Annotated in this window: 21 protein-coding genes; 10 read left to right on the top strand and 11 right to left on the bottom strand. The window is 60.7% G+C overall.

All coding sequences use genetic code 11. From position 1 onward, the window contains the following. Positions 1–3 precede the first annotated feature (3 nt). The 6 genes from GGI60_RS04790 (at position 4) to GGI60_RS04765 (ending at position 5,049) form a co-directional block, all read left to right on the top strand. Positions 4–1,848, top strand: coding sequence for a peptide antibiotic resistance protein (locus GGI60_RS04790; RefSeq protein ID WP_183912153.1), 1,845 nt, complete (start codon positions 4–6; stop codon positions 1,846–1,848). Positions 1,849–1,868: 20 nt separating this feature from the next. Beyond that, positions 1,869–2,081 carry a hypothetical protein gene (locus GGI60_RS04785; protein WP_183912155.1) on the top strand — a complete coding sequence of 71 codons (213 nt, stop codon included), beginning with the start codon at positions 1,869–1,871 and terminating at the stop codon, positions 2,079–2,081. A 41-nt stretch (positions 2,082–2,122) separates the two neighbouring features. Continuing rightward, positions 2,123–3,298 carry a YcaO-like family protein gene (locus GGI60_RS04780; RefSeq protein ID WP_183913839.1) on the top strand — a complete coding sequence of 392 codons (1,176 nt, stop codon included), beginning with the start codon at positions 2,123–2,125 and terminating at the stop codon, positions 3,296–3,298. Next, complete coding sequence (locus tag GGI60_RS04775) at positions 3,295–4,002, top strand: TfuA-like protein (RefSeq protein WP_183912157.1); 708 nt, start codon at positions 3,295–3,297, stop codon at positions 4,000–4,002. Before GGI60_RS04780 ends, GGI60_RS04775 begins: the two co-directional genes overlap by 4 nt. 102 nt (positions 4,003–4,104) lie before the next feature. After that, the gene (locus GGI60_RS04770; RefSeq protein WP_183912159.1) at positions 4,105–4,353 is read left to right on the top strand and encodes a hypothetical protein; all 249 of its coding nucleotides are present in this window, start codon (positions 4,105–4,107) and stop codon (positions 4,351–4,353) included. A 207-nt stretch (positions 4,354–4,560) separates the two neighbouring features. Further along, positions 4,561–5,049, top strand: a complete 489-nt coding sequence (locus tag GGI60_RS04765; RefSeq protein ID WP_210314334.1) for a hypothetical protein — start codon at positions 4,561–4,563, stop codon at positions 5,047–5,049. 354 nt (positions 5,050–5,403) lie between these two features. Here the strand turns inward: GGI60_RS04765 and GGI60_RS04760 are convergent, their stop codons facing one another. From GGI60_RS04760 to ampC, 8 genes are all read right to left on the bottom strand, one after another. Continuing rightward, a complete protein-coding gene (locus GGI60_RS04760; protein WP_085738057.1) occupies positions 5,404–5,610 on the bottom strand; it encodes a hypothetical protein in 207 nt (68 codons plus the stop codon). A 1,169-nt stretch (positions 5,611–6,779) separates the two neighbouring features. Further along, entirely contained in the window at positions 6,780–7,889 is a 1,110-nt protein-coding gene (locus GGI60_RS04755; protein WP_210314335.1) for a glycosyltransferase family A protein, read from the bottom strand. 5 nt (positions 7,890–7,894) lie between these two features. Next, positions 7,895–9,646: an ABC transporter ATP-binding protein gene (locus GGI60_RS04750; RefSeq protein WP_183912163.1), complete on the bottom strand. Its 1,752-nt coding sequence runs from the start codon at positions 9,644–9,646 to the stop codon at positions 7,895–7,897. Next, positions 9,639–10,721, bottom strand: a complete 1,083-nt coding sequence (locus tag GGI60_RS04745; protein WP_183912165.1) for a glycosyltransferase family 2 protein — start codon at positions 10,719–10,721, stop codon at positions 9,639–9,641. The genes GGI60_RS04750 and GGI60_RS04745 overlap by 8 nt, the downstream gene beginning before the upstream one ends. Beyond that, positions 10,718–13,717 (bottom strand): trifunctional glycosyltransferase/class I SAM-dependent methyltransferase/polysaccharide deacetylase, encoded by a 3,000-nt coding sequence (locus tag GGI60_RS04740; RefSeq protein WP_183912167.1) that lies wholly within the window; start codon positions 13,715–13,717, stop codon positions 10,718–10,720. The genes GGI60_RS04745 and GGI60_RS04740 overlap by 4 nt, the downstream gene beginning before the upstream one ends. Beyond that, the gene (locus tag GGI60_RS04735) at positions 13,711–14,889 is read right to left on the bottom strand and encodes a glycosyltransferase family 2 protein (protein WP_183912170.1); all 1,179 of its coding nucleotides are present in this window, start codon (positions 14,887–14,889) and stop codon (positions 13,711–13,713) included. Before GGI60_RS04735 ends, GGI60_RS04740 begins: the two co-directional genes overlap by 7 nt. Before the next feature lie 82 nt (positions 14,890–14,971). After that, complete coding sequence (locus GGI60_RS04730) at positions 14,972–15,925, bottom strand: NAD-dependent epimerase/dehydratase family protein (protein ID WP_183912172.1); 954 nt, start codon at positions 15,923–15,925, stop codon at positions 14,972–14,974. Between the two features lie 389 nt (positions 15,926–16,314). After that, a complete protein-coding gene (gene ampC / locus GGI60_RS04725) occupies positions 16,315–17,475 on the bottom strand; it encodes a class C beta-lactamase (RefSeq protein WP_183912174.1) in 1,161 nt (386 codons plus the stop codon). A gap of 124 nt (positions 17,476–17,599) precedes the next feature. Here ampC and GGI60_RS04720 point away from each other — a divergent pair, with 124 nt between their 5' ends. After that, the gene (locus tag GGI60_RS04720; RefSeq protein ID WP_183912176.1) at positions 17,600–18,469 is read left to right on the top strand and encodes a LysR family transcriptional regulator; all 870 of its coding nucleotides are present in this window, start codon (positions 17,600–17,602) and stop codon (positions 18,467–18,469) included. 39 nt (positions 18,470–18,508) lie between these two features. Here GGI60_RS04720 and GGI60_RS04715 read toward each other — a convergent pair whose 3' ends face one another. Continuing rightward, on the bottom strand, positions 18,509–19,501 hold the full coding sequence (locus GGI60_RS04715) for a sugar-binding protein (RefSeq protein ID WP_183912178.1): 993 nt from the start codon (positions 19,499–19,501) through the stop codon (positions 18,509–18,511). A 44-nt stretch (positions 19,502–19,545) separates the two neighbouring features. After that, on the bottom strand, positions 19,546–20,526 hold the full coding sequence (locus tag GGI60_RS04710) for an NAD(P)-dependent oxidoreductase (protein ID WP_183912180.1): 981 nt from the start codon (positions 20,524–20,526) through the stop codon (positions 19,546–19,548). 134 nt (positions 20,527–20,660) lie between these two features. On the opposite strand from GGI60_RS04710, the gene GGI60_RS04705 reads away from it, so the two are divergent. Both GGI60_RS04705 and GGI60_RS04700 read left to right on the top strand, forming a co-directional pair. Further along, positions 20,661–21,512, top strand: coding sequence for an ATP-binding cassette domain-containing protein (locus tag GGI60_RS04705; RefSeq protein WP_183912182.1), 852 nt, complete (start codon positions 20,661–20,663; stop codon positions 21,510–21,512). A gap of 33 nt (positions 21,513–21,545) precedes the next feature. Then, positions 21,546–22,544 (top strand): ABC transporter permease, encoded by a 999-nt coding sequence (locus GGI60_RS04700; RefSeq protein ID WP_183912184.1) that lies wholly within the window; start codon positions 21,546–21,548, stop codon positions 22,542–22,544. A gap of 65 nt (positions 22,545–22,609) precedes the next feature. Here the strand turns inward: GGI60_RS04700 and GGI60_RS04695 are convergent, their stop codons facing one another. Beyond that, positions 22,610–22,936, bottom strand: coding sequence for a GYD domain-containing protein (locus GGI60_RS04695; protein WP_183912186.1), 327 nt, complete (start codon positions 22,934–22,936; stop codon positions 22,610–22,612). A 567-nt stretch (positions 22,937–23,503) separates the two neighbouring features. On the opposite strand from GGI60_RS04695, the gene GGI60_RS32735 reads away from it, so the two are divergent. Continuing rightward, positions 23,504–23,812 carry a DUF2314 domain-containing protein gene (locus tag GGI60_RS32735; protein WP_312862792.1) on the top strand — a complete coding sequence of 103 codons (309 nt, stop codon included), beginning with the start codon at positions 23,504–23,506 and terminating at the stop codon, positions 23,810–23,812. Positions 23,813–23,969: the final 157 nt, after the last annotated feature.

Raw genomic sequence — 23,969 nt, 5'->3', positions numbered from 1 at the left:
ATCGTGCTTCATCTGCAGACATTTGGCGATCTGCGGTTGACCGAGACGAATGGCGAGTTGGTTCGCTATCCGATCAAAGGTCTGTTGATGATGGCCCATATCTATGTCGGGGCGAGCCACGAGCTCAGCCGCTATGAGCTGGCACAGTTTCTATGGAGCGACGTCGAGCCGGAACTGGCGCGGCTCAATCTACGCAAAATGCTGTCTCGCATCCGCGAGATGGACGGCGGACGCGCCGAAATAGCCTTCGATTTCACCGCCACGACGGTTCGCCTCAACACGCAGGCGCTTTCCAGCGATCTGGATGTCTTTCGGGCCGGCGGTGCGCCGCTGGATCGGCTGCAGGCGATCACCGAATTGACCCAGCGCGGTTTCATAGGAAATATCAAGCCGGCGACAAAGCCGATAGATGCGTGGATCAGGGCGCAGCGGGACGCCCAGGCGTTGCAATTGCGTCAGGCATTGCTGGAGGCGCTGCCCGAGGTGCAGAAGCCCGACGCAGCGCGCATCATTTCGAGCGCCGCCCTGCAAATCCTCGAGCGGGATCCGAATGACGAGCAGGTGAGGGCGCTGCTGCACCAGATATCCCGCGGCTCGCCGTTTTCCGAGAGATTGGCAAATGGCGACGGCCATCCAAGGGTGGAGGTGAAGCGTTCGGAGCCTGGCAGCCAGTCGACCGACATCGAACGCATATCGGCGGCGCCGCTGATCCTGCCGCGCCTGGCGTTGCTTCCCCCGACAGCCAAGCACGCCGATGCCGGACTTGCCCTTGCCAACGCTCTGATCGAAGACGTCACCATAGAATTGTGCGCACTTCGAAACGTTTCCATCGTCGCGCCGCATACAGCCGGCCAGATCCGCCGCGACTCCGAGAAGGCGGCCGTGGTCGCCAGGCACTCGATCACCTATCTTCTGGACACCCGACTCTCCGAAGAGGGGTTGTTCGCGCAGCTGATCTATTTTCCCACGGACGAGATCATCTGGGCCAACCGCTTTGCGATGACGCGCGCTACATTGCCGCGCCACAGGCGGGTGATTGCCCAGCAGTTGACCGAGTCGGTGGCCCGCGAGCTGGCCGAAAACGAGGAGGAGCGGTTACGTTTCGAGGCCGATCCCGGGGCCTACCACGCCTACCTCGTCGGTTCGAGCCTGATGAGCAAGCTGACATTGCCGCATATCCGCCGGGCAAGGAAGGCGTTCAAGCAGTCGCTGTCGTACAAGTCGGATTTCTCCGCCTCGTTTACCGGGCTGGCAAGAACCTTCACCAGCGAGTGGCTCGTGAGAGCGCAGGGAAATGACGAGCTGCTGCATTTGGCGGAACAGCATGCGCTTCGTGCAATCGAGCGGGATCCGGAATCGGCGGCAGGCCATCGTGAGCTTGGCGTCACCAGGCTTTATCTCGGCGATGTCGATGCCAGCGTCGCAGCCCTTCACCTGGCGGAACAGCTCAGCCCGCATTATGCCGATGTCATCTACAGCCATGCCGACACGCTCGTGCATGCATCCAGGCCCGGTGACGCGCTCGCCAAGATCAGAACAGCGATGTCGCTCAATCCGATCGCGCCTGACGCCTATCTGTGGTGTGCGGCGGGAGCCAGTTTCTTCCTGGAACAGTATGAGGAGGCCATCGCCTACGTCGAGGCGATGAAAGACAAAGCGCCGGCCCATCGTATCGCCGCGGCCAGTTGCGCAATGATCGGCGATCGAAAACGGGCACTCTTCCATCGGCAACGCGCCGAAAGCATCAACCCGGTGTTCGACGTCGAGAAGTGGCTCGCCATCGTTCCCTTCAAGGAGCATTGGCAAAAAGAGCTATATCGGGAGGGCCTGTTGAAGGCCGGGTTTTAACAATAGCTGAGGGGCGTTACATGGCGAAAGCTGTCATCATAGGAATACCGGACGAGGCGGGTCTTTGGCTGGCCGATCTCGACGCGGGCACGGTCAAGCCGCTCAATCCGACGGGGGAATTGGCAACTGCGAGCAGTCTGCGCAAAGCCGGCGGAATATTCGTGAAGGGCGTCGATCTGGCTGTCGCCGTTTCGTCGGCGCAGGTCGCTCTTTCCGGCCACGTCGACGGCTGAGCCGACATCTGACGGACCAGTCGACATATTCCGACAGGATCATATCGCCGCGGGAAACTCTTTCCCGGGTCGAGCCCTTGTTGACCAGATTCGGGGTGACCAGGGTGGCGCGACATACCGGGCTCGACGATATCGGGATTCCCGTCTGGTGCGCCTATACCCCGAATTCGCGATCCATCGTGATCGCTCAGGGGAAGGGCCTGACCGATGTCGATGCCAAAGTGTCCACCGTCATGGAAGCCCTGGAACGGGCCGTTGCCGGCGAACCTTTCGTCGATCGGCTCCGCAGCAGCGCTTCGGGCCTGCGGGCAATGGGGCACAAGATCGACACGCTGGACTGCCTGATCGCCATCCATAAACCCGACCTCGGGCCGGACGAGGAGACGGATTGGGTGGCCGGCATCGATATTCTTACCGGCGGGACGATTTATATCCCCTTTGAGGCGGTGGTGCTCGACCGTACGCGAGATGCCCGATACTGGATGTCATCGGACGGCCTGGCCTCGGGAAACAACCTGGAGGAGGCGATTTTTCACGGTTTGCTCGAGCGGATCGAGCGGGACGCGCATGTGCTGTGGCAGGTCAGCACGGAAGCGGATCGTTATGCCGGCTGCGTCGATCCCCGCGGTTTCCTGGACGGCGCCTTGGACGGGTTGATCGATAAGATCGACGCGTCGGGATTGGCGCTCAGGCTCTTCGATATCACCAGCGACATCACCATTCCCTGTTTCACCGCCATGCTAGGCCCCGGGGACTGCGTTCCGGACCCGCGGGATCGCCACGGTGGCAGGGACATCCGCCTTGTCGAGGTGACCGGCGGCACCGGCGCCCATCCCTCTCCCGTGCGCGCGGCCATTCGGGCGATAACGGAAGCCGTGCAGTCGCGGCTTACCTATATCAGCGGAGCCCGGGACGATATTTCCCCGGCCACCTTCTCTAGATCCTTGCCGCCGCTGATGCGGCGAGCCTTCGACGCAGTTCCCGGATCGCCGGGCCCAACGCCGCAACATCGGCCACGGAATCTCACGCAGATGTTGCAGCATGTGCTGGAGGCTTTGCGAACAAAAGGGATCGGTTCGGTCATTGCCATACGCCTCAGCGAGGGCACGCTTCCCTTCAGCGTCGTCAAGGTCGTTATTCCCGCGCTCGAAAGTCCGGAAGGGGAGCGTGCTCGGCGGTTGGGAACAAGGGCGCTGGCGAGAGCGATCGGCTTTTGAAGATCATTTTCGCAGGTCCCAGTCTTCCCGACGCAGCCGCACTTGCCGGCGAGGCGATACGCGTCCTGCCGCCTGCGACACAGGGAGATGTTCTGGCTGCGGCGGAACAGGGTGCCAATGTCATCGGACTGGTCGACGGCGGCTTCGAATATGCCGCGCCGGTCTGGCATAAGGAAATTCTCCGCGCTCTCTCGCTTGGTGTGACGGTGCTGGGGGCGGCAAGCATGGGCGCGCTGCGGGCTGCAGAATGCCATCCGTTCGGCATGATCGGGATTGGCCGCATTTTCGAAGACTACCGCTCGGGCCGGCTGGTCGATGATGCCGCCGTTGCGCTCGTGCACGCGCCGAGCGCGCTGGGCAGCAAGCCGTTGACGATCCCGCTCGTCAATGTCAGCGCCACGCTCGATGCCATGGAAAGCAATGAATTGCTCCCAGGAGGAGTGCGCCGGGAGCTTGAAAATGCTGCGAGCGCAGTCTTCTTCAAGAGGCGGACGTGGCGGGCGATCGTCGAGCAGTGCGCCAGCATAGCCGCGCCGGATCGTCCGAGATTATTGACAGCGCTTGTCGCGCATTCCGTCGATCAAAAGCGCATCGATGCTCTGGAGTTATTGAAAGCAGTGCAGGCAGCCGCGGATATCCGCGTGAATGCCAATTTGTCCTGGAAATTGCACGAGACTGCATTTCCTACACGGCTCGCATTGTGAATTGAATGCAGCAATCGTCACCGGGAGTTGTGTCACGCTTTTTTCACGGGCTTGGCCACGCCAGCCCGCGTATTGTTCCTTCAATTCGTTGGAGAAATGGGCATGGGCGTGACATCGGCCGCTAACATAAATGCAGACCTCAGGGCGGAAGAGGGTCTGGACGAACTGCTCGCTTTGGCGCGGATGATCGCCTATGCGCGGCAGGTCGCTCAGGATGCCAAACTGCAATTCGCGTCGAATTGCCTCGATCTTGCCCTTGAGGCGGTGAAGCAGGAAGTCGGGGAGGAACTGACCAGGGATCTGGCTGAATTGAGCTCCCCGGTTCCGCAGGTGAGCGTAAAGAGACATTAGTCTGGCCTCCCAGGAACAACTGCGGCCTCTCTCCTGCCTCATGCCGAGGTGTTCCGTAGGCGCCTCGAAGGACGAGGTCGACGACCAACCAACGCGACTTCCGCGCTCCGTAGGGGATTGACTCATCTCCGAGCAAGGCTACGGTCTTCTCTTCCGGGTAGAGGGGGCCTGCGTGAAATTCAGCTGCTTTGCGCGAGGCGGGAAAACATGTCACGGTCTTTTCCTGCGATCGCCGCTCTTCTCGCTCTGATCCCGGCCGCCGGCCATGCCAGCGAGGCGCGGGGAAAATCGACGCCTCCTGCTGCGAAGGGCTGTGTGGAAGTCAGTGGAACGGCGTTGACCGGAATGGCCGGAGGCCCCGCCTATTCGGCGGCCGAGCTCAAATGCGGCACAAAGCTCTCGCTGGTGCTGCAGCGCCAGACCGGCAGAAATGGGAACCTTCCCGCCTGGAGCACGATCGATGAGGTGGCGATTGTCAAGCCCAGCCCTCGTCACGAACTTCTGCAACCGAGCTATTGCTCGTCGAGCCTGTTTCCTCAGGACATGGTCTTTGCGCTCGGCAGGATGGTGGAACAGCCGGATGGCTCCTATCGATCGGAGAGCGTCGTCAAAGCCTGGAGGGTCGATATCAAACGCGAAAGACTGGCCGCGATTCCCGTCGATGGTCTGCTTTGCGCGCTGGACCCGGCCGATTGATGGGGGCGACCACACACTTGGCGAAAAACACCGCCCCTACTCTCCGCCCACACCCTGAGGCGCTCTGCATGGCTTCGAGGGTTGAGGCCGGCCACTGGTGTTTCTGCGGCAATGGATGAGTGCTGCCGGGATAGGATCTGCGCAATCGACCTATTCGGAATCGATTTGATTATAGCTTGGGAAAAATCCGGAATGGGTCTTGGGCTGCCGCTCATTCGGGCTGTATTCGAACCCGGGCACAATAAACACTTAAAACGAACGATAAGCGGTTTCGCTGACGTTGTCTCCGGGCGGGGAGACGGCGCGAGTTTGGTCTCGGTGGTCGTCTAATGATCGGCTGGGCCGATCACTCATTCAGTGGGTCAAATTGCGCTTCTGGGCCAGCAGTAAAATGTAATCATCGGCAATGTCCGCGATGGCCATTGCGACTTCCGCCGGATCGCACCCCTCGACCTTCGTGTTTGCAATGAACTGATAAACTGCCTTCTCAATCTGTTTCCGGCAGATCATCACGCGTTCATCATAACCAAATTCCGGAATCTGCGATGCTAAATCACTCATCAGGTCGGCTCCTCACTACTTACAGTGACCATGACACAAATTATAAGTTGAGCAAGCAAATGCTTTATCAAAGGTTAATTCAGGGACGAGGTGCGGCCATTTCGACACAGATTTGGTCAGTCAAAAGCCATTTCGGTGTGTTGCATTGAGTGAAGTCTTTCGCGCTGGCGGATTGACTGTTCATGCCGGGAGTCGCTCGACGAGAGTGGGTGTCTCTGAGCCTGCGGCTCTTTGGTCTCGGACTGCCTGACGGATTTGAAGTGACCGGTCGAAGGCTTGCAAATACCGGTCTATCCGCAGCGCGATGACCTGCCATAATCCTATGATTTGTCAAGATGTTAAACCTCTCTTCGCCTTCACGATCGTCATTCTCCGAAGTTGGGTTGTGTTGCGCATTGTCGATGCCGGCTCATGCCGGGATTATCGGATTTGGTCCTGGCCGCTCCTTCTTAAGTGTTGCCTTGCTGCGCCGTTGCGACGAAAGAAAAGGAAGGAAAGAATGTGAGGATCTCTTATGTTTTTCCGACAAGAATGCAAGGCGGCGCCGTTAAGCGGCATCTGCGCCAACTTCGAATAATAAATGAGATAAAACCAAACTTTTATCAAAAGGTAAAAATATCTATTTCAGATAGTGGTTGTATTTAAAAGTGTTTTTTGTGATGATTGAACTGTTTATGGTTAATATCCGCAAGATGTGCTTATTTCAATAATAAAGATGACCTCGTCTATCACTTTATAATAAAGACATTATCTCTCTGGGGGCGAATTTGCTGTCCGGTAATTTCGTTGCAAAGCGGAAGCATTTGCCGTTGAGCGTGAGACCGGTCATTGCTTTCGGATATACTGGTTTAGGGAATATCGCTGTCGAAGCAGCATTTCTCTATCCGATGCAGCGATCAAAACGGTGCCCCGCGGCAACTTGTCCCCCGCAAAGTTGAGGACCCGCCGGGGTGGTGACGGGTCCTCTGGTAGGATTTCTTGCACAGTGCGTAGCTATAATTGCGCTTAAACTTGATATTGTCACAGCCTATTATCGGAAGATTATAGTTTCCCACAGTTTTGTCATGGTCGCGACTACAAATATTTTACGTCGTGCTCGATTTGTACTGAATAATTAAGAAATAGTTGACAACGGAGCGGAGGTACCGTCCTTAAGGACCGGAAATGCTCTATCTCTTCGAGGTCGCAGTGCAATCTCCGTCGCAACGGTCGATCTTCGACAAGCGCCGGAACAAGGCTTTCGTTCGGAAACGAGACCATCCGCCAACCAGTGGGATAACAGGGTCTATTTCTTCGAATTTTTTGAACTTCTGCTGCTTCTGCCGCCAGAGCGGCCGGACTTTCGACAACGCCCTGTTTGCGGCTCTGGCGGCTTTTGAAAAGATCAGCTTGATGATGACGCTGGCAGCAAGCAATGGACTATGACGATAGACGTGCTTGAGCGAGGCTGCGGCGCTGCGCCAATCTTTCAAAGCCGCAAATTTCGAGAATGCATAGAGGTGGGCCGAGGCGCGGGCGCAACTGACGACGAAATCAGGAAGCTGCGGATTGCGGGCGACGCATCGCTCATAGACGGCCAGAAGCGATCGCGCCATTCGGGATCTGTCGGCAGACATGGCCGCGGCATGAACCCGATAGCCCACCAGGCCGAATGGCACCGCCTCGATCTTGAAATGCTCGGCGGTGCGGAGTTCGAAATCGAAGTCTTCGCATCCTCCGATTCCCTGCTTGGCATAGCTCGGATCGTAGCCGCCGATCTTGTCTATGACGGCACGGCGCACCATGAAACCGCTGCCATTGCCGACGAAGCGGAAGACGAGATGGCGGATGAGAATGGATTCCCGGGCGCTAAGCGACGAGCCGGACCGCGTGCAATATCCCTGGGAATCGACCAAACGATGAAGTGCATAGACCGCACCCCAGTCGTCGGGCAGGGGATGGAGCGCCGACAGCATTCTTTCGACATATGTCGGATGCCAGAGGTCGTCCGCATCCAGGAAAGCGAGATAGCCGGCCTTCGATGCTGCGATCCCGGTATTTCGCGCCGCGGCGACGCCGCGGTTTTCCGTCGACAGAAACTGGATCCTCGGATCGGCGACGGCGAAGTGGCGGCAGATGGAGGCGGTCTCGTCGGTCGAGCCGTCGTCGACGACAATGATCTCCAGCGCCCTATGGGTCTGATCGATGACGGACTGAAGCGTCTCTGCGATATAGTCTCTGGCATTGTAGGCGGGGATCACGACCGCTACCAAAATTTCCGACGTGGTCGACATCTCCATCGCCCTCACCCGAGTTTGGATGCGAGTGTTGGTGGGCGTAGATCGATCTGGTTCTTCATCATCCTGGCGACCGCAGGGCGATGGCTGACGACGATCAGCGTTCGGCCGGCATCTTGCTTGATTGCCGAAAACACTCGCATTTCGGTATTTTCATCCAGCGCGCTCGTGGCTTCGTCCAGGAGCAGGATCTGCGGCCGGCCGGCCAGCGCGCGGGCCAGACCGATGCGCTGGCGCTGTCCGCCTGAAAGCCGCACTGCCTCGTCGCCCAGCCATTCGTCGAAGCCTTCCGGCAGATTTTCGATGAATTCCGTGGCGCAGGCGACATCGGCGGCCCACCTGACGTCCTCATCGGAGATATCGCGACGGAAGCGGATGTTGTCGAAAACCGTGCCCTCCATCAGTTCGACATCCTGGCCCGAGACCGAGAGCAGGTGCAGCCAGCTCGCGCGGTCGACATCGGCAAGGTCCCTGCCGTCGATCGTGATCAGGCCTCGCGTCGGCCGGGTGAGATCAAGGATCATGTTCAGGATTGTCGTTTTGCCGGAGCCGCTTGGTCCGGTCAGAGCCGTCGTTTCGCCTGCCTTGATCGAAAAATTGAGGTTTTCGACGGCCGGGGCGGTCGACTGCTCATATGTGAAAGAGACGTCGTGGAAGACGATGGCTTCCGCCAGGCGGGGGACCGGCACCCCTTGCGCGGCCTGCTTGGCGTCGTCCTTTTCGGCAAGCAGCGCCAGGACGTTCTGCAGCGACGCTTCCATCTCGTAAAGGCGCAGGATCTGAGAGTCGAATCCCTTGATGTGCGGCTGTAGCCTGTAAAGAAGGATGGTGGCCGAAAGCGCGGCCTTGAAATCCACCGGCAGGAATTCCGAAGACAGGATGATCGTCAGGATGACCCCGAAGGTCAGGATTTCGCTCAACAGAGAGGTCGCCGCCCCCATCCAGTCCGAGTGGCGCCAGGTCCGGCCGACTTCGCTGGATAGTGTTACGAAGATCTGCTGGTGGCGCTGCTCGAGGCCGAAGCTTTTGACCGCCTTCAAGGTCTGCAGCGTGGTCCAGCTCAGCTGCGTCAAGGCTTCGACGGCGGCCAGCGCCGAAGCGCCGAGACACCGATAGGCGCCGGCAAAGAACCCCAAGGCGAAGTTATGGATAAAGCCGAAGACAAGCCCGAGCAAGGCGATCGGCCAGGCCATGACAAGCATGCCGATGCCGAAGATGACGATCGTGCCGAAATTGACACCGAGACGCACCAGGCTCGCATGGGCCGAGGATACCGCATAGGCTTCAGTGGCGATCACATTGATCAGATCGCTGCGCTCATAGTGCTGAAAGCGCTGGAACGGGATGGTCAGGATCTTGGCGTAGAGACGGTCGCGCATGCGATCGCTGATCTTGTGGTTGATCGCGCTCGTGATCAGCGAGTTGACGAATCCGAGGAGAATGCGCAGCAGGATGGAGGCGATGAGGATGCCGATCAGCACCGGTTTGGAAAGACTGAGGTCGACGCCGCCGAAAATCGCCGGAAGCCCGGCAACGGCGGAGCCGGAACCTGTGTCCTGCTGGCCGAGGATAAAGACCAGGCTCACCAGAAAGGTGATGCCGACCATCTCCGAAAAACCGGTGAGAATGCCAAGGACGATCATCACCGTCATCTTCAGCCGCAGCGCCGGCACGAGCTGCAGAAGCTCGCGGTAGCGGGCCGCGATGACCATATTGTAAGCGCCGGCCGGCCGGGAGGCGGATGTTCGCAACCTATTCATAGTCGACCATCCGCGACGATGTCGGGCTGAGCACGCCGCCAAGCGGCATGAAACGATCGCTGAACGGCGTGCCGGCTTGCGGAATGGCCGCACCGGCAAAGCGGGTCTTCGATCGGGCCGAAGGCTTTCGCAGGATCTGTCTTGCAATGCGCACGCCATGGCGTTTTGCCAGACGAAAGCTCTGCCGTAGGCTATGGACGATCAACTGCGGGCCATATTGTCCCGCCATCATCGGCGCCAGGTTCCTGAGCTGGGCGTAATCGCGGTTTGCAAGGGCCTTGTTGAAATACCAGTGCGTTGTATTGAATTTTGCGGTCTCGATATCGCGCCGCAGATGCGGGTAGCGGTCGATGATCGGCGCCATCACCAGGGCGTGGGATTTCAGCATCCGAAGGGCGTTGCTCGACATGTTTCCCCGGGTGAAGCGATAACCGGTGAGGAAATCAGGAACCAGCGCGAAGGGGAGGGTCTCGGCCAAGGCGAGATAGAGCTTCAGATCCTCGCAGCCCTCGGCGCCGCTGTCGCGCAGCCCGGCGTCGTAACCGCCGCAGCGCAGAACCTCTGCGCGCGGCATCAGCGGCGTGCTGCCATTGCCGATGAAGTTTTCTCGCAGCAACGGTTCGAAGATGTTGCCTTCATGCAGGACCGGGCGTGAATTGCCGAAAATGACGCCGTTTTCGTCGATCGCCGCATACCAATTGTAGGCGACTCCATGGCTGCCGGGAAATTTTCGCAGCGACTGCAGCTGGCGCTCGATCTTCTCGGGATGCCACACGTCGTCGGCATCGATAGGCGCCACATAGGCGCCCCGCGCCTCGCCGATGCCGTGGTTGCGGGCGCGGGCAACGCCGCCGTTGGCCTGCCGGAGAACCCGGACACGGCGATCGATGAGGCTATAGTCGCTCGCAAGCGCGAAGGTGCCGTCCCGCGATCCGTCGTCGACCACAAGGATTTCGAGCTTGTCGTAGGTTTGCTTCGAGACGCTGTGCAAGGTTTCGAGAAGCGTCTTTTCGGCGTTGTAGGCCGGGATGACGACGGTGATCAGAGGGGGCGCTGCGGTGGTGATGATTGTCATTCGATAAAGGCTCCCGGCAGGCCCATCAGTGCGGGGAAGGCTTCAAGCGGCCGGTCGCCGCGGACTTCGAGGCGCGGCAGGCCGAAGACATTGTCGGAAAAAGCGGCTGTTGCGGCGCGTGTGGTGAAGCCAATCGTGTAACCGGCAACGGAAAGAATGCCCGGCACCCTGAAGTCGGTGGCGCCGTAGGGCAGTGCGATCGAAACTACGGAGCCGCCGAGTCGGCTTTCCAGCGCATGGCGCGACCGCAGGGCTTCGGCGAGCAAGACATCGTTTTCCATCGCACTCGCCGGCGTATGGGAGGCGAGATGGGAACCGAAGCTGATGCCTTTCTGCTGCAGTTCCAGAATATCCGGCCACGCCATCAGCGCCGCCGGCTCGCCATAGGCACAATCCCAATCCGAGCGGCCGCCGACCTTGTCGGTGACGACGAAGACATCGGCGCTGAAATCATTCTCGGCCAGGATCGGGAAGGCGTTGGCGCGGAAATCCAGATAGGCGTCGTCGAAGGTCAGCATGACCGGCCGGCCCTGGATCGGCTTGCCGCTGCGCAAATGATTGGCGAGCGACGGCGCCGTCACGGCGTAATAGCCATGCCGGCGCAGGAATTGCATTTGCTTGCGGAACATCTCCGGCGGCGTGCGGAAGCGCCGCAGCGCGGCGGGGCCATCCTCGGCGATCCGATGATACATCAGGATGGGGACCGAGGTCGTCACCTCGGTTGCCCATGCCACCTCGCGCGCGACGCCCGCCGGTCCCGAGATGATGTGCTTTGCCACATCGACGTCCATCGGTGTTCCATGTGTCTCGACCCGCAGGACGGGATCGACCACGGTGGCTTTGCGGAAGCGGTGGATGGCGTAAAGCGCCGTGTCGATCGTCTCTTCGAGGGCAAGCCCCGCCTGTTCGGCCAGAACCCGTCTGATCGTCCCGACCCCGAAAGGATGGCCCCAATCGAAACCGGTTCGCCCGGGCTCGTCCTGGCGCAGATGCGCGTGGGCGGTGATCAGGCACCCGCCCGGCTTCAGCGCCGCCGCCATCTTGCGGCAGACACTGGCAAGCATCTGCTCATCCTTCATGTAGTAAAGCACTTCCGAGCAGAGGATGAGATCCTGATCGGGTGGAAGCTCTTGTCCGACGAAGTCGAGAACCCGAAGCTCGACATTGGAGAGATCGAGACAGCGCTTTGCCGCCCTGTCGATCGCCCGCTGCGAAATATCGGTGGCCGTCACCCGGCCGACTGCGCGTGCAAGCTTCTCGGTGAAGATCCCCTCGGCGCAGGCAAGTTCCAGGGCCGTTTCGGTCCCTTGCGGGATCAGGCTCAATGTCTGCGCATATTTGACCTGCTCGTAGACCGACAGGTAATTCCACGGATCCGGGCGTTCGAAAATGTGCTCCCAATAGTCTTCTGCCGACTGAGCCCGGGGGGCCTGCATTTCCTTCGCCGGCGCTGCGGCGGCTGTACGTCGCACCGGCGGCAGGCCGCCTTCGAGATCGCGCAGGATGTCGGACAGGCGGGTGTCATTATCCTGTCCGTCGCCTGGCGCCCGGGCCAGGACGGCATTGCGGCCGGTCCGCGCCAGAAGCCTTTCGAGCCGTCCGCGCCGCCGGCCGCTGCGGATGATGAGGCCGCCGAAGGCTCGGTAGCCGCGGAGCGCCTCCCTTGTCCAGGCAGCCGCATAAGCGAGGGTGGGCTGCCGCTCAAGATGTTCTCCCGCCTGCATCTCCTGCAGGATCAGTCGGATCTGCGCCCGGATCGACAGATCACCCCAGAGCGGCCCGACGAAGGTGCCGACATGTTCGTCGCCGGAAAAGCCGTGCATGATCAGCGTATCGGCCTGCTGGGCCCGGGCGATCCTGGAAAGGGCGCCGAGCTCGACGCTCACTACCTGGATAGCGCCGAGGCTGAAGGATCGCCGAAGGTTGCCGACGGAGATCTGCCAGGCGGCGGCTTCGAGGATCTTGCGGCCGGTGCCGGGCAGCGAATGCCGCTGGATCAGCTCGACGAGCAGACGGAAAGTCGGCCACCATCGCTCGGGCGCATCGATGAGATCGTCGGCCCGGTCGGGCAGGAGGCCGGTCTGCAAGCCGTGAAGGATCACGCCGGCAAAAAAGCTCTCATAGCCTGCGGCATCCGGGATGTCCGGCAGCAGTGCGGCGAGGGCTGCTATATCCAGGCTCGGATCGTGCTTGGCCGCGATGACCCAGACGAGCATGCGCAATCGGCTGATGGCGGGCGTGATCCAGCCGCTCTCCCGACCTTCGGCCGGCAAGCCGCGCTGCTTGCGCAGCGCCTCGGCCTTCGTCGTCACGCAAATCGCGTCACGCACCAGTTTCGTCGGATCGCCGGAAAGCGAGCCCGGCTTCATGCGATAGAAAGCCAGGCAGGCGTCGACACGGCGAAATTCCGCACCTGCAAAGGCCATGCGCAGCCAGAGATCCCACTCCTCGCAGGTCTGCAGGCTCTCATCCATGCCGCCGACCCGCTCGAAAAGGCTTTTGGGAAAGACCACCGTATGAATGGCGAGCGCACAGAAGGACGAGAATTCGCGCCTGGCGGCATCGCCGGCAAGCACCGGCGCCTGTTCCACCGGCATCAGCCGGCCGTCCGGGGCGACCCGGCGGTAGGAGCAATAGGCAATGGCGAGCGGCGATCTATCCTCCGCCATCGGCAGCATGGTTTCGATGAAGGTCGGATCCAGCCAGTCGTCGGCATCGAGCATGCAGAGCAGGGGGGCGACGGCCAGCCGGGCGGCATGGTTTCTGGACGCCGCAGCGCCGGCATTGGCCTGGCGGGCGGCGACAATGCGGCTGTCCGCTGCGGCTATCGCTTCAAGCCGTTCCCAGGTGCGGTCGCTCGAACCGTCGTCGACCACAACCGCCTGCCAGTTCGGCCGCGTCTGCCGCTGCAGGCTGGCAAGCGCTTCGGCAAGCGTGTCCTCGGCGTTATAAGCAGGAATGAGGAAGGAAATGGCCGGCGCCACAGCTGTCACCATGCGCGCATCTTCCAGCGGCGCAGAACGTAGAGCGCGCCGTTGACGCTGCCGAGCATCTCCTGCTTCAGGAAGAAGTCATGCGAAGTGGCGCCCTTGCGCAGGCGTTTGCGCAACCTCTTGGCGAAATATTTCGGGAAGGAGATGAGGATGCGCCGAAGGTTGCCGCCGTTGCCGGTGTTCTGATACTGCACCAGCAGTGCAGCGATATGGCCGCTCATATATTGCTGGATCTGCCTGGCGAGCCCCTGCATATCCTTGCGATGAAAGTGCCAGGAAACCGCTGTCGGCTCGTAGCGGCAGACATGGCCGTGATGCAGCAGCCGGTTCCAATATTCGGAGTCGCCCGAACAGCCGGCCGCCCCCATATCGAGGCGGACGTCGAACAGGCCGATCTCGTCGAACACCGCGCGGCGGAAGGCTTGGCTTGCGCCGGCGCCGATCGTCCAGACCGGCGCGCCGTAGCGCCTGTGACTGTCGTAGAAATCCCGGCCGAAATCCTGCCTGATGTAACCGCGGCCGAAACCCCAGTGCTTTTCGAAGATGAACTGCGCCGGCGTTGCGAGCTCTCCGGGTAGGATCAGCCCGGTGACGCAGCCGATCTCCGGCCGGTCGAATGCCTTCATTAGGTTCTCCAACCAGCGCTGGTGGAGAACGACGTCGTCATCGGTAAAGGCGACGAATTCGGTTTTCGCGGCGCGGATGGCGGCGTTGCGGGCAAAATCCAGCCCGACCCGGTCTTCGCGCACATAGGTGGCGCCCGCTTCTTCGACCACCCGGCGGGTCGCATTGCCTGAAGAGGCATTGTCGACCACGATGATCTCCGCCGGCTTCAGCGACTGTTCGGGGATCGAGGCGAGGCACCGGCGCAGCTCTTCCGGCCGGTCCTTGGTGCAGATCAGAATGCTGACCTCGCGATTTTGAAGAGGTGCCTGCGCGACCTGACGCGCATGCGCGAGCGTATCCGGCTGCACGACACGTCCGGCAAGCTCGGCCGCGGCCTCGGGCCTGTCGACGTACGCCTGTCCGACCGGCAGGCCGTCGGCGAGAAAGACCACGAGCCCGGCCGATATCGGCGCCGCGACGGTATCCGGCTCATGCGATGCGAGATCGAGATAGTGAATCGGTACGGGAAAAGTGACAGTCGCCAAATCGGACGGAATGATTTCCTGCATCGTTACTCTCTCAACGCACACGCGCACAGGCCGGCACAAAGCCCGCGCGGAATGCGGGAAGTGCTTGAAACCCGGGCGGCTATTACGCCGCGCCCGCCTTGATCTTTTCTCTGAACCAGTCGAGCGTCATTGCCACGCCCTGTTCGTAGCTGACCTTGCACGACCACTCGGGCATGACGGCATAGGCTCTCGTCAGGTCCGGCCGCCTGTTGGTGGGATCCTGCGGCGGCGATGGCTCGAAGACGATCGGCACGCCACCGACCAGCTTGGAAACATATTTCGCGACTTCGAGAACGGTGATCTCGCGGTCGTTGCCGATATTCAAGGGCCCCTTGTAGTCGGTCTCGTTGATCCAGAAATAACGGGCGAAACCGTCGACGATGTCATCGACATAGCCCCAGCTGCGCGACTGCTTGCCGTCGCCGAACACGGTGATCGGGCGACCCGAAAGCGCCTGGGTGACGAAGTTGGAGACGGCGCGGCCGTCGTCGGGCCGGGTGCGGGGTCCATAAATATTGAAGGGGCGGATGACCTTGACGTTCAGCCCCTTGGTGCGCTGCATCTCGAACAGCAGCGCTTCAGTGCATCTCTTGCTCTCGTCATAGGACGAGCGCGGGCCGGTACAGTCGACCTGGCCCTTGTAGGATTCCGGCTGCGGCGACACCAGAGGATCCCCGTAGATTTCCGAGGAGGAGGTGTAACCGAAACGCCCACCCTTTTTCAGCAGGTCGAGAAGCCGGAAGGCGCCGAGCAGGTTCGCCGAAATCGTCCTCTTCGGTTCCTTCATGTACCAGGGCGGTGATGCCGGCGACGCGAGGTGGTAAATCTCGTCGAATTTCTCCGAGGTCTGCAGCGTCTCGACGTCCGATTTCACGAAGTGAAAACGGGGATCCCTGATGTGCGAAATATTCTCGAAAAGTCCGGTCCAGAGATTATCAACAACGACGAGCTTCTGAACGTCATTCCGAAGCAAAAGCCGATCGCATAGATGCGAACCGATGAAGCCTGCTCCGCCAGATATCAATACGCTTTTCACTGGATTGCGCCTCTTGACTTAAGAAAAGGTGAGTATTCATTAGCATCACCCGCAAGAACTGGCAATTACCTCGAATAATTCTAAAAAATACTCGCCTATTAATCTTAATTGTTAATTCACATTACCCTAGGTAGTATTGTCCCCTATTGGGGGATAGGGCTGCGACCCAGAATATGTACCTGCAACCGCCCGGCTCAATTTTCGTGGTGCATTTGGCAATATTGTGGCCCTGTTGCACCGCAGCCTATTCCTCGCCGGCAAATTCTCTATCATACAGGCAAGAGCGCGCATCGGGCTAAAGTCCGCCTCTCAACCTGATAGCGAATTGGTTCGGATGGACGCAGGATACGGCAGCCAGCCTGCTCCCGCGTCCGTGCCGCTGTTTTCGATCAATTTGCCGCAAGCGCCGTCAATACCCGGTAGGCCGCGGTAACCCGATCCTCGTTGGGGTAGTTTTTGTTGGCCAGGATGACGATGCCGACGCGCTCGCTGGGGATGAAGGCGACATAGGCGCCGAAGCCGTTCGTCGAGCCGGTCTTGTTGATCCAGACATCGCCACGCGGCTTCATCGGCGGCTGCAGCGCAGCGACCGGGATGGTCTTCAGCATTGCCGCCGAATTGCCGTCGAGCAGGCTCTGCAGGGTGACGGGATAGGCATATTGCTCCCAGATCAGGTCCTGGATCATCGCCCCCACGCCGAAATAGCCGGCGTGGGTCTTGTCGATCGCCTGCTGCAGTTTTCCGTCGAGCTTGGCCAGGCCCATATTGGCGCCGACGAAGCGGATCATGTCGCCGGCGGTGGATCTGACGCCGTAGGCCTCGGCGGACAGCAGGCCAGGCGTCAGCCGGGCCGGCTCGCCGCTGCGCTTATAGCCTTGGGCGTAATCGCTCTGCCGCGACTTCGGCACGTTGATGAAGGTGCTGCTCAAACCGAGCGCGGGAAACAGCCTGCCTTCCGTCAACTCCGCGAAATCGCCGCGCATGGCTTTCGCCGTGATGAAGCCGAGCATGCCGATGCTCGGATTGGCATAGCTGCGTTGGGTTCCGGCCGCGTAGGAGGGGTGCCAGGCCGCAAGATATTCCATCAGTTGGCCTTCGCTTTTGATCTCGTCGGGCACTTGCAGCGGAAAACCGCCTGCCGTATGGGTGCCGAGATCGATCAGCGCGACATCGCCGAACGGCCTTCCCTTCATCGCGGGAAGATGTTTGGCCACCGGGTCAGACAAAGAGAGGTCTCCCGTCGCTTCGGCATAGGAGGCAAGCGTCGCGGTGAAGGTTTTGCTGATCGAGCCCAGTTCGAAGAGCGTGGCCGGCGCAACCGGTCTGCCGGTCTCCTTCGATTCGACGCCATAGGTGAAGATGTGATTCCGGCCGTCGACGGTGATGCCGACGGCTACTCCCGGGATGGCGTATTTTTCCATGATCGGCTTGATCGCCGCATCCGCGATTGCTCTCACTTCAACCTCGTCGGCGGCAAAGGCGCTTGCGCAAGCGCATGCCGTGATCAACGCGGCCGATAAAAATTTTATGCCAAGGTTTTTCACAATCATCCTCCAAATCGCCAGGGCGGTCGCCATGAGCGCAAATGCGCGCCCGGGGAGGCGTTTAGCGGCTCTGTTTTCTGGGGGCAAACCATGATATCTCGCAGCAGCTGCAAGAATTTCTAGGGCTTAGATGGTTCGTCAATTCCTCCCGCTGAACGGCCTCAGAGCCTTCGAAGCCTCGGCACGGCATCTGAGCTTCACCCGCGCCGCAATCGAGCTCTGCGTCACTCAGGCGGCCGTCAGCCAGCAGGTCAAGGGGCTGGAAAAGCGTCTGGGAGTCACACTGTTCCAGCGTCTGCCGCGCGGCTTGAAAATCACCGCGGAAGGCGAGGCGCTGCTGCCGACGGTGAGCGCCTCCTTCGACCAGATGGCGACGACGCTCGACAGGATCGAGGCCGGGCAGGTGCGCGAATTGCTGTTCCTCGGCGTCGTCGGCACTTTCGCCGTCGGTTGGCTCCTGCCGCGCCTTGCGGATTTCCAGCGCCGGCATCCCTTCATCGACGTACGGGTTTCTACCAACAACAACCGCGTCGATCCCGCCGCCGAGGGGCTCGACTTAGCCATCCGCTTCGGGAGCGGCTCATGGCACGGGACGGAGGCGCAGCGCCTGTCGGAAGCGCCGCTCTCGGCTCTCTGCATTCCCAAACTGGCGGAGGATCTGCGGTCGCCGGCTGATCTCGCCGGCGCAACGCTGCTGCGCAGCTACCGCACGGATGAATGGAGCACGTGGTTTGCGGCCGCCGGCGTTCCGCCGGCCGACCAGGTGAATGCCGGCATCGTCTTCGATTCCTCCGTCGCCATGATGGAGGCCGCCCTCCAGGGGCTCGGCGTTGCGCTGGCGCCGCCCTCGATGTTCGCCAGGCATCTCTCGTCAGGTGCGGTCGTTCAGCCCTTTGCCACCACCATATCGCTCGGAAGCTACTGGCTGACGCGTCTGCAGTCACGGCCGGTCACCCCGGCCATGCGCGCCTTTTCCGATTGGATCGTTGCGCAGGCGTGATGTCCGGAGCGCCCGCTCGGGCGGACGCTCCCAGTCGCATCACTTCTGAATGCAGGTGTCCACCGTATCCTTGGTGCACTCGTCAAGCCCGGTGAAGACAGGATCGTCGACCTTCTTGCCCGATATCAGATCCATCATCACGGTCGGCGCCTTGTAGCCCATTTCGAACGGCCGCTGGCCGACCAGCGCGGTCACCAGGCCTTCCTTGGCGATCGCCACTTCGTCGCCGATCGTGTCGGCGGCGCCGATGACGAAGTCGTTCTTGGCAATCTTGTCGGCCATCGGCTTGAACAGATCGCGATAGGGCTGCGGGGCGCCGAAGAGCGGCCATCCGCCCATAATGCCGAAGGCGTCGAGATCGGGATTGGCGGCGAGGATATCGGTCATCGCCTGAACGCCCTTGGCGCCGTCGTCATTGGTAAAGACCGGGCATCCGGCCACTTCCGTCCAGCCGCCTTCGCCCTTCAGGGCGGCAAGCCCCTTCTTGCCGCTCAGCGTATCGCGCATGCCCTGGGCGCGGCGCAGGATGTTGTCAGCGCCGGGATTGCCTTCGATGGTGCAGATCTTGCCGCCGTTCGGCTTGGCCTTCTTGATGTATTCGCCGATCTTGGCGCCCATCAGATAATTGTCGGTGCCGAGATAGGTCTTGCGCAAGGCCGAATCCTCGGCCGCCAGATCGGCATCGAGCGTCATCACAGGCACGCTCGGATTGGCCGTCTTCAGCGTCTGGGCGATCAGCTTGGCGTTCGAGGGCGAGATGGCGATTGCCGCCGTATCGGCCTTGCCAAGCATATCCTGGACGATCTGCGCCTCGCCGGCCTCATCCGAGGTCGATGCCGGGCCGGTATAGAAGCACTCATATTCGGCCGAGGCGTTTTCCTTGTTCCACTTCTGGCAACCCTGATTGATGGCCTCGAAGAACGGGTTGTCGAGGCCCTTGACGACGATGACCAGCTGCTTCTTGGCAGCCATGGCCTCGCCGGCGGTAAACGCCAGCACTGCCGCAGCTGTCAGCAATAATGCCTTCCTCATAGCTTCCTCCCATGGAAAGACGGGCCTGATTGCCCGCCCTCTAGTCAACCGGGATACCAGACGATGCGAGGCTCCTCCCTTGACCGCTGGTATTCCCAGGCTGAATCGACAAGTTTTTCGAGATCGTAGACCGGGCGCCAGTCCAGCAGGTATTTCGCCTTGCTGTTGTCCATCCAGTTGGAATGAAACTGGCTTGCGATATCGACGCAGCCGAGCCCGCGCGTGCGGGCGAGGTAAGCGGCGACTTCCCCATAATCGACGGGACGATCCATCGAGATGTTGAAGAGCTCTCCCTTGGCGCGCGGATTGTCGATCGCCGCCAGTATCGCCGAGACAAGATCGTCGACATGCACGAAATTGCGCTTCAGCGGCCGCCCGTCGGCATCGCGCAGCAGCGGCACCGTGTCCTCGCGGGCGTAGCGCTCGGCCTCGGGCGGCGGAACGAACGTCTTCCAGTCCGGCCCGCCGAAGACATCGTCGCCGAAGGACAGCGTGAACTTGAAATCGTCCTTCTCCATGATCCAGGGCGCGCGCAGGCAGCAGGTATTGATGCCGTATTGGATGGCGAACTGCTCGAGCATCACCTCTTCCAGCACCTTGGAAAGCGCGTAGCAGCCGGGATAGGCGCGATGCGGCGTCTTTTCGGTCACCGGCCCGTCATGGCGATAGAAGAAATGGCCAATGCCGGCATCGCCGCCGATCAGGATGAACTGCCGGGCGCTCGTGCTCGTGCGGAAGGCCTCGAGCAGCCAGAACAGCCCTTTGACGGTGACATCCATGACGTCATCTGGCGTTTCCTTGCAGGTGGCGAGATGCAGCACATGGGTCACACCCTCCACCGCCGCCGCAACGACATTGGCGTCGGCGATCGAACCCCTGAGGACCTCGATGCGGTCGGTTTCTTCAAGCGCGCGATTGTGACAAAGCGCGCGAATGCGGGCATTGGAAAATCTCGGCTCGTCAAGCAGCCCAGTTATGAAGCGCCGCCCGACCTTGCCCGTAGCCCCGGTGACAAGGATCAGCATGGTCTCTCTCCCAGCAACAGCTAATATCCCAGCGTTTGCGGCGTCAATCTGTATTTTCGCGGTGAAGTAGATTTTTGCCTACGTAGGGTGTTTGCGCGGACAATTGATTGACGATTCTTCAGGCTTTTGCGTAAATGCAAATAATCGCTTTTCCGGGAGGAGCTTGGCAAAGCGAGATCGCAGACGCCTGGCGGCCAGCTGGCAGCGACTGTAGGTCTGCGACATCAAGGGAGGGTGGTCGGCTGGGAGCGGTTCTCGAACTTACCAATATTTCCAAGCACTTCGGCGCCATCCAGGCGGTGAACGACGTATCGTTTACTCTCGAAGCCGGCCAAGTCGTCGGGCTGATGGGTGATAACGGCGCCGGAAAGAGCACGCTGGTCAAGATGATCGCCGGAAACTTCCGGCCGAGCGAGGGTACCATGCGCCTCGACGGCAAGGAAATCGTCATGCACCGGCCGATCGAGGCGCGCCAGCACGGCATTGAAATCGTCCATCAGGATCTGGCGCTCTGCAACAATCTGACGGCCGCCGCCAACGTCTTCCTCGGCCGTGAGCTGCGCCGAGGCATCGGTCCCTTCCGCATCCTCGATTACAAGACGATGTACCGGCGCGCCGGCGAGATCTTCAAGGAGCTGAAATCGGAGACGCGTCCGCGCGACCTCGTCAAGCAGATGTCGGGCGGCCAGCGGCAGGCGGTGGCGATTGCCCGCACCATGCTATCGGAGGCGAAGATCGTGCTGATGGACGAGCCGACGGCTGCCATTTCGGTCCGCCAGGTGGCTGAGGTCTTGAACCTGATCCGCGAGCTGCGCGATCGCGGCATCGCGGTCGTGCTGATCAGCCACCGCATGCCCGACGTTTTCACCGTCGCCGACCGGGTCATCGTCATGCGCCGCGGCCGGAAAGTCGCCGATAAACCAATTGCGGCGAGTTCGCCAGAGGAAGTGACGGGTCTCATCACAGGCGCCATCGAACAGGTTTGAGCGGCGCGGCACGGGGCAGAAAGAAGGTCAGCAATGGCAGTTACCCTCGATCAGACGATTGCGCAGAGAGAGCGAAGCCGGATTTCCGAGTTCGTCGGCAGTCAGACCTTCTGGGTGCTGATCGCCGTCATTCTCGCCTGCCTCTTCCTGTCCGTCGCCACCGATTCCTTCGCAACGGCGAAGAACCTCTACAACATCACCCGCAACGTCACCTTCGTCGCCATCATCGCGCTCGGCATGACGCTGGTCATCATCACCGGCGGCATCGACCTCTCCGTAGGCTCGGTGCTCTGCCTCTGCAGCATGGTGCTGGCGGTCACCATGCATGCCGGCTACGGCATCGAAACCGGCATAGCGGCCGCGATCGGCACGGCGCTTGTCGTGGGCGCCTTCAATGGCGTGATGATCGCCTATCTCGATTTTCCTCCCTTCGTGGTCACCCTCGGCATGCTGTCGGTCGCCCGCAGCCTGGCCATGGTCGCCTCCAACAACACCGTCGTTTTCCAGTTCGGACCCGATCACGACAAGCTGTTGGCGCTCGGCGGCGGCGCTTGGTTCCTCGGCATCGCCAATCCTGTTCTCTACATGGTCATCCTGGCGCTCTTGACCGGCTTCGTGCTGCGCTGGACGCGTTTCGGCCGCTATATCTTCGCGATCGGCGGCAATGAACATGCTGCCACGCTCACCGGCGTTCCCGTGCGCCGCATCAAGGTCGCCGTCTACATGATCTCGGCGCTCTCGGCCGGCATTGCCGGCATCGTCCAGACCGGCTGGCTTGGCGCCGTCACCACCAATATTGGTGCCGGCATGGAACTGCAGGTCATCGCCGCCGCCGTCATCGGTGGCGCCAATCTGGCCGGCGGCATCGGCACCGCCTTCGGCGCGCTGGTGGGCGCTGCGCTAATCGAGGTGATCCGCAACAGCCTCGGCCTGCTTGGCATCAACGCCTTCTGGCAGGGGACGTTTATCGGCGGCGCGATCGTGCTGGCGGTACTGTTCGACCGGATACGGAATTTCAGGCAGAGCGAGTAGGCGGCGACGCCCCGATCAGGCGGCTGCGTTACAGAAGCGAAACCGGCTGTCGGTGAGTGCGCGCGCTACGCTCCCGGCGGGCGATACCGGATCGACTTCGCCTTTTCCAAGGCTCGGATCGTGTCCTCGACGTCGAGGAGAACGGTGGTCTCAACAGAGCTGAGCGCGCCTCCCGCGCCGATCGCAAGTGCGACAGCCGCCATCGACACATTGTCGGGCGCCTCCCACAAATTCCACCCGTCATGCTCGCCGAAGGCGTACCAGAATCCATGCAGCTTTCCGCCGACGGATTCAATGTAGCTCCGGGCTGCCTCCCGGCGATCCTCCGGATTTTCGATCATGCGCGCCCAGGTCTCGGGCGTGTAGCTGAAGCGCGTTAGATACATGGCCATGGTTTGCCCCCTCCGCGGGTCGATCCAGTAAACGCTCAAGCCGAACGGAACGCCAGTCATTCGATGGGGGTAGGACTAGCCAAACGTCTATGGACGGCAATCGAGACAAGGCTTGATAATTCCGCCGGGGCCAGGCCGGTGCATCAAGCCGTATTGAAGATCAACCTGAGATAGCTATGTTGCGCCGTATAGTCACGACAATAAGGCCTGTTCGAATGTTGCGCAGCGTCATTTCACTTGTCTCAATGCTGTTGCTCTCCATTCATTCCCGCCGAACACGCGCTCGCGCAAGACAATCCAAACGTCCAGCTGATTGCGTCCGGCGATCCGGCCATGGCCAAAGCCCATGAGAAATCGATAGGGAGTTGGACGGCTTTCTCGAGAAACTTCGCAACCCACCGGCGGGAACCGAAACCTACAGCCTCAAGCTTGGTTTCAAGGACAAGGATAAAGAGGCGTGGAGCTGACCACCGATCAGATGGCGCCCGACGTGGAATTCATTTGGGTCTACCAGATCGAGGCATCGAGTGACCATTTCCCCGCTCTCTTGGCGATAGGCCGGAATACATCCACAACACCAAGCAGGGGGATCGCGTCGCGTTCGGGAAGGCGGATATTTTCGACTGGCTCTATGTCGAGAAAGGGAAAGTGAAGGGAACTATACCGCTTGCCCGCTGCTGTTGGCCGTCCCGAAAAAACACTTGGACTAGTATCGCGAAATCTACGGCATTGTCGGTACTGTCCGCACGCCGGCTGGACGCGGCAAAAGAAAGCCCCGCCGAAGCGGAGCAATCAGGGGAAAGGACGGGATCGCTCAGGAAGGAAGAGCGGACGGACCCAAAAAATGGGGCCACCTTTGCGATCCCACGGCTATAACGATGAGCGATCTGCCGGGTTCCTGTACGCTATCAGACGAAGCGAGGGGCATTCAGCGACGGCCACGACCTCACCCGAACAAAACTGGCCGACCGCGGCCACCTGTTCGAAAGCCTTCTGTCCGCGGCTGGCGAGGGAGACATTCGAACGTTTTTTG

Source organism: Rhizobium lentis (assembly GCF_014200175.1).
In the GTDB taxonomy this organism is placed as follows: Bacteria; Pseudomonadota; Alphaproteobacteria; order Rhizobiales; family Rhizobiaceae; genus Rhizobium; species Rhizobium mulingense.
Note: the sequence above shows the minus strand (reverse complement) of the source record. Positions and strands in the feature narration are given on the sequence as shown.

Bases quoted from the DNA above. Each gene is read 5' to 3' on its own strand.
- GGI60_RS04745 (WP_183912165.1), bottom strand. From the start codon at position 10,721: ATGACAATCATCACCACCGCAGCGCCCCCTCTGATCACCGTCGTCATC.
- GGI60_RS04765 (WP_210314334.1), top strand. From the start codon at position 4,561: ATGTCACGGTCTTTTCCTGCGATCGCCGCTCTTCTCGCTCTGATCCCG.
- GGI60_RS04720 (WP_183912176.1), top strand. From the start codon at position 17,600: ATGGTTCGTCAATTCCTCCCGCTGAACGGCCTCAGAGCCTTCGAAGCC.
- GGI60_RS04755 (WP_210314335.1), bottom strand. From the start codon at position 7,889: ATGGAGATGTCGACCACGTCGGAAATTTTGGTAGCGGTCGTGATCCCC.
- ampC (WP_183912174.1), bottom strand. From the start codon at position 17,475: ATGATTGTGAAAAACCTTGGCATAAAATTTTTATCGGCCGCGTTGATC.
- GGI60_RS04760 (WP_085738057.1), bottom strand. From the start codon at position 5,610: ATGAGTGATTTAGCATCGCAGATTCCGGAATTTGGTTATGATGAACGC.
- GGI60_RS04695 (WP_183912186.1), bottom strand. From the start codon at position 22,936: ATGGCCATGTATCTAACGCGCTTCAGCTACACGCCCGAGACCTGGGCG.
- GGI60_RS04750 (WP_183912163.1), bottom strand. From the start codon at position 9,646: ATGAATAGGTTGCGAACATCCGCCTCCCGGCCGGCCGGCGCTTACAAT.
- GGI60_RS04740 (WP_183912167.1), bottom strand. From the start codon at position 13,717: ATGGTGACAGCTGTGGCGCCGGCCATTTCCTTCCTCATTCCTGCTTAT.
- GGI60_RS04705 (WP_183912182.1), top strand. From the start codon at position 20,661: ATGCAAATAATCGCTTTTCCGGGAGGAGCTTGGCAAAGCGAGATCGCA.
- GGI60_RS04700 (WP_183912184.1), top strand. From the start codon at position 21,546: ATGGCAGTTACCCTCGATCAGACGATTGCGCAGAGAGAGCGAAGCCGG.
- GGI60_RS04770 (WP_183912159.1), top strand. From the start codon at position 4,105: ATGGGCGTGACATCGGCCGCTAACATAAATGCAGACCTCAGGGCGGAA.
- GGI60_RS04735 (WP_183912170.1), bottom strand. From the start codon at position 14,889: ATGCAGGAAATCATTCCGTCCGATTTGGCGACTGTCACTTTTCCCGTA.
- GGI60_RS04715 (WP_183912178.1), bottom strand. From the start codon at position 19,501: ATGAGGAAGGCATTATTGCTGACAGCTGCGGCAGTGCTGGCGTTTACC.
- GGI60_RS04710 (WP_183912180.1), bottom strand. From the start codon at position 20,526: ATGCTGATCCTTGTCACCGGGGCTACGGGCAAGGTCGGGCGGCGCTTC.
- GGI60_RS04785 (WP_183912155.1), top strand. From the start codon at position 1,869: ATGGCGAAAGCTGTCATCATAGGAATACCGGACGAGGCGGGTCTTTGG.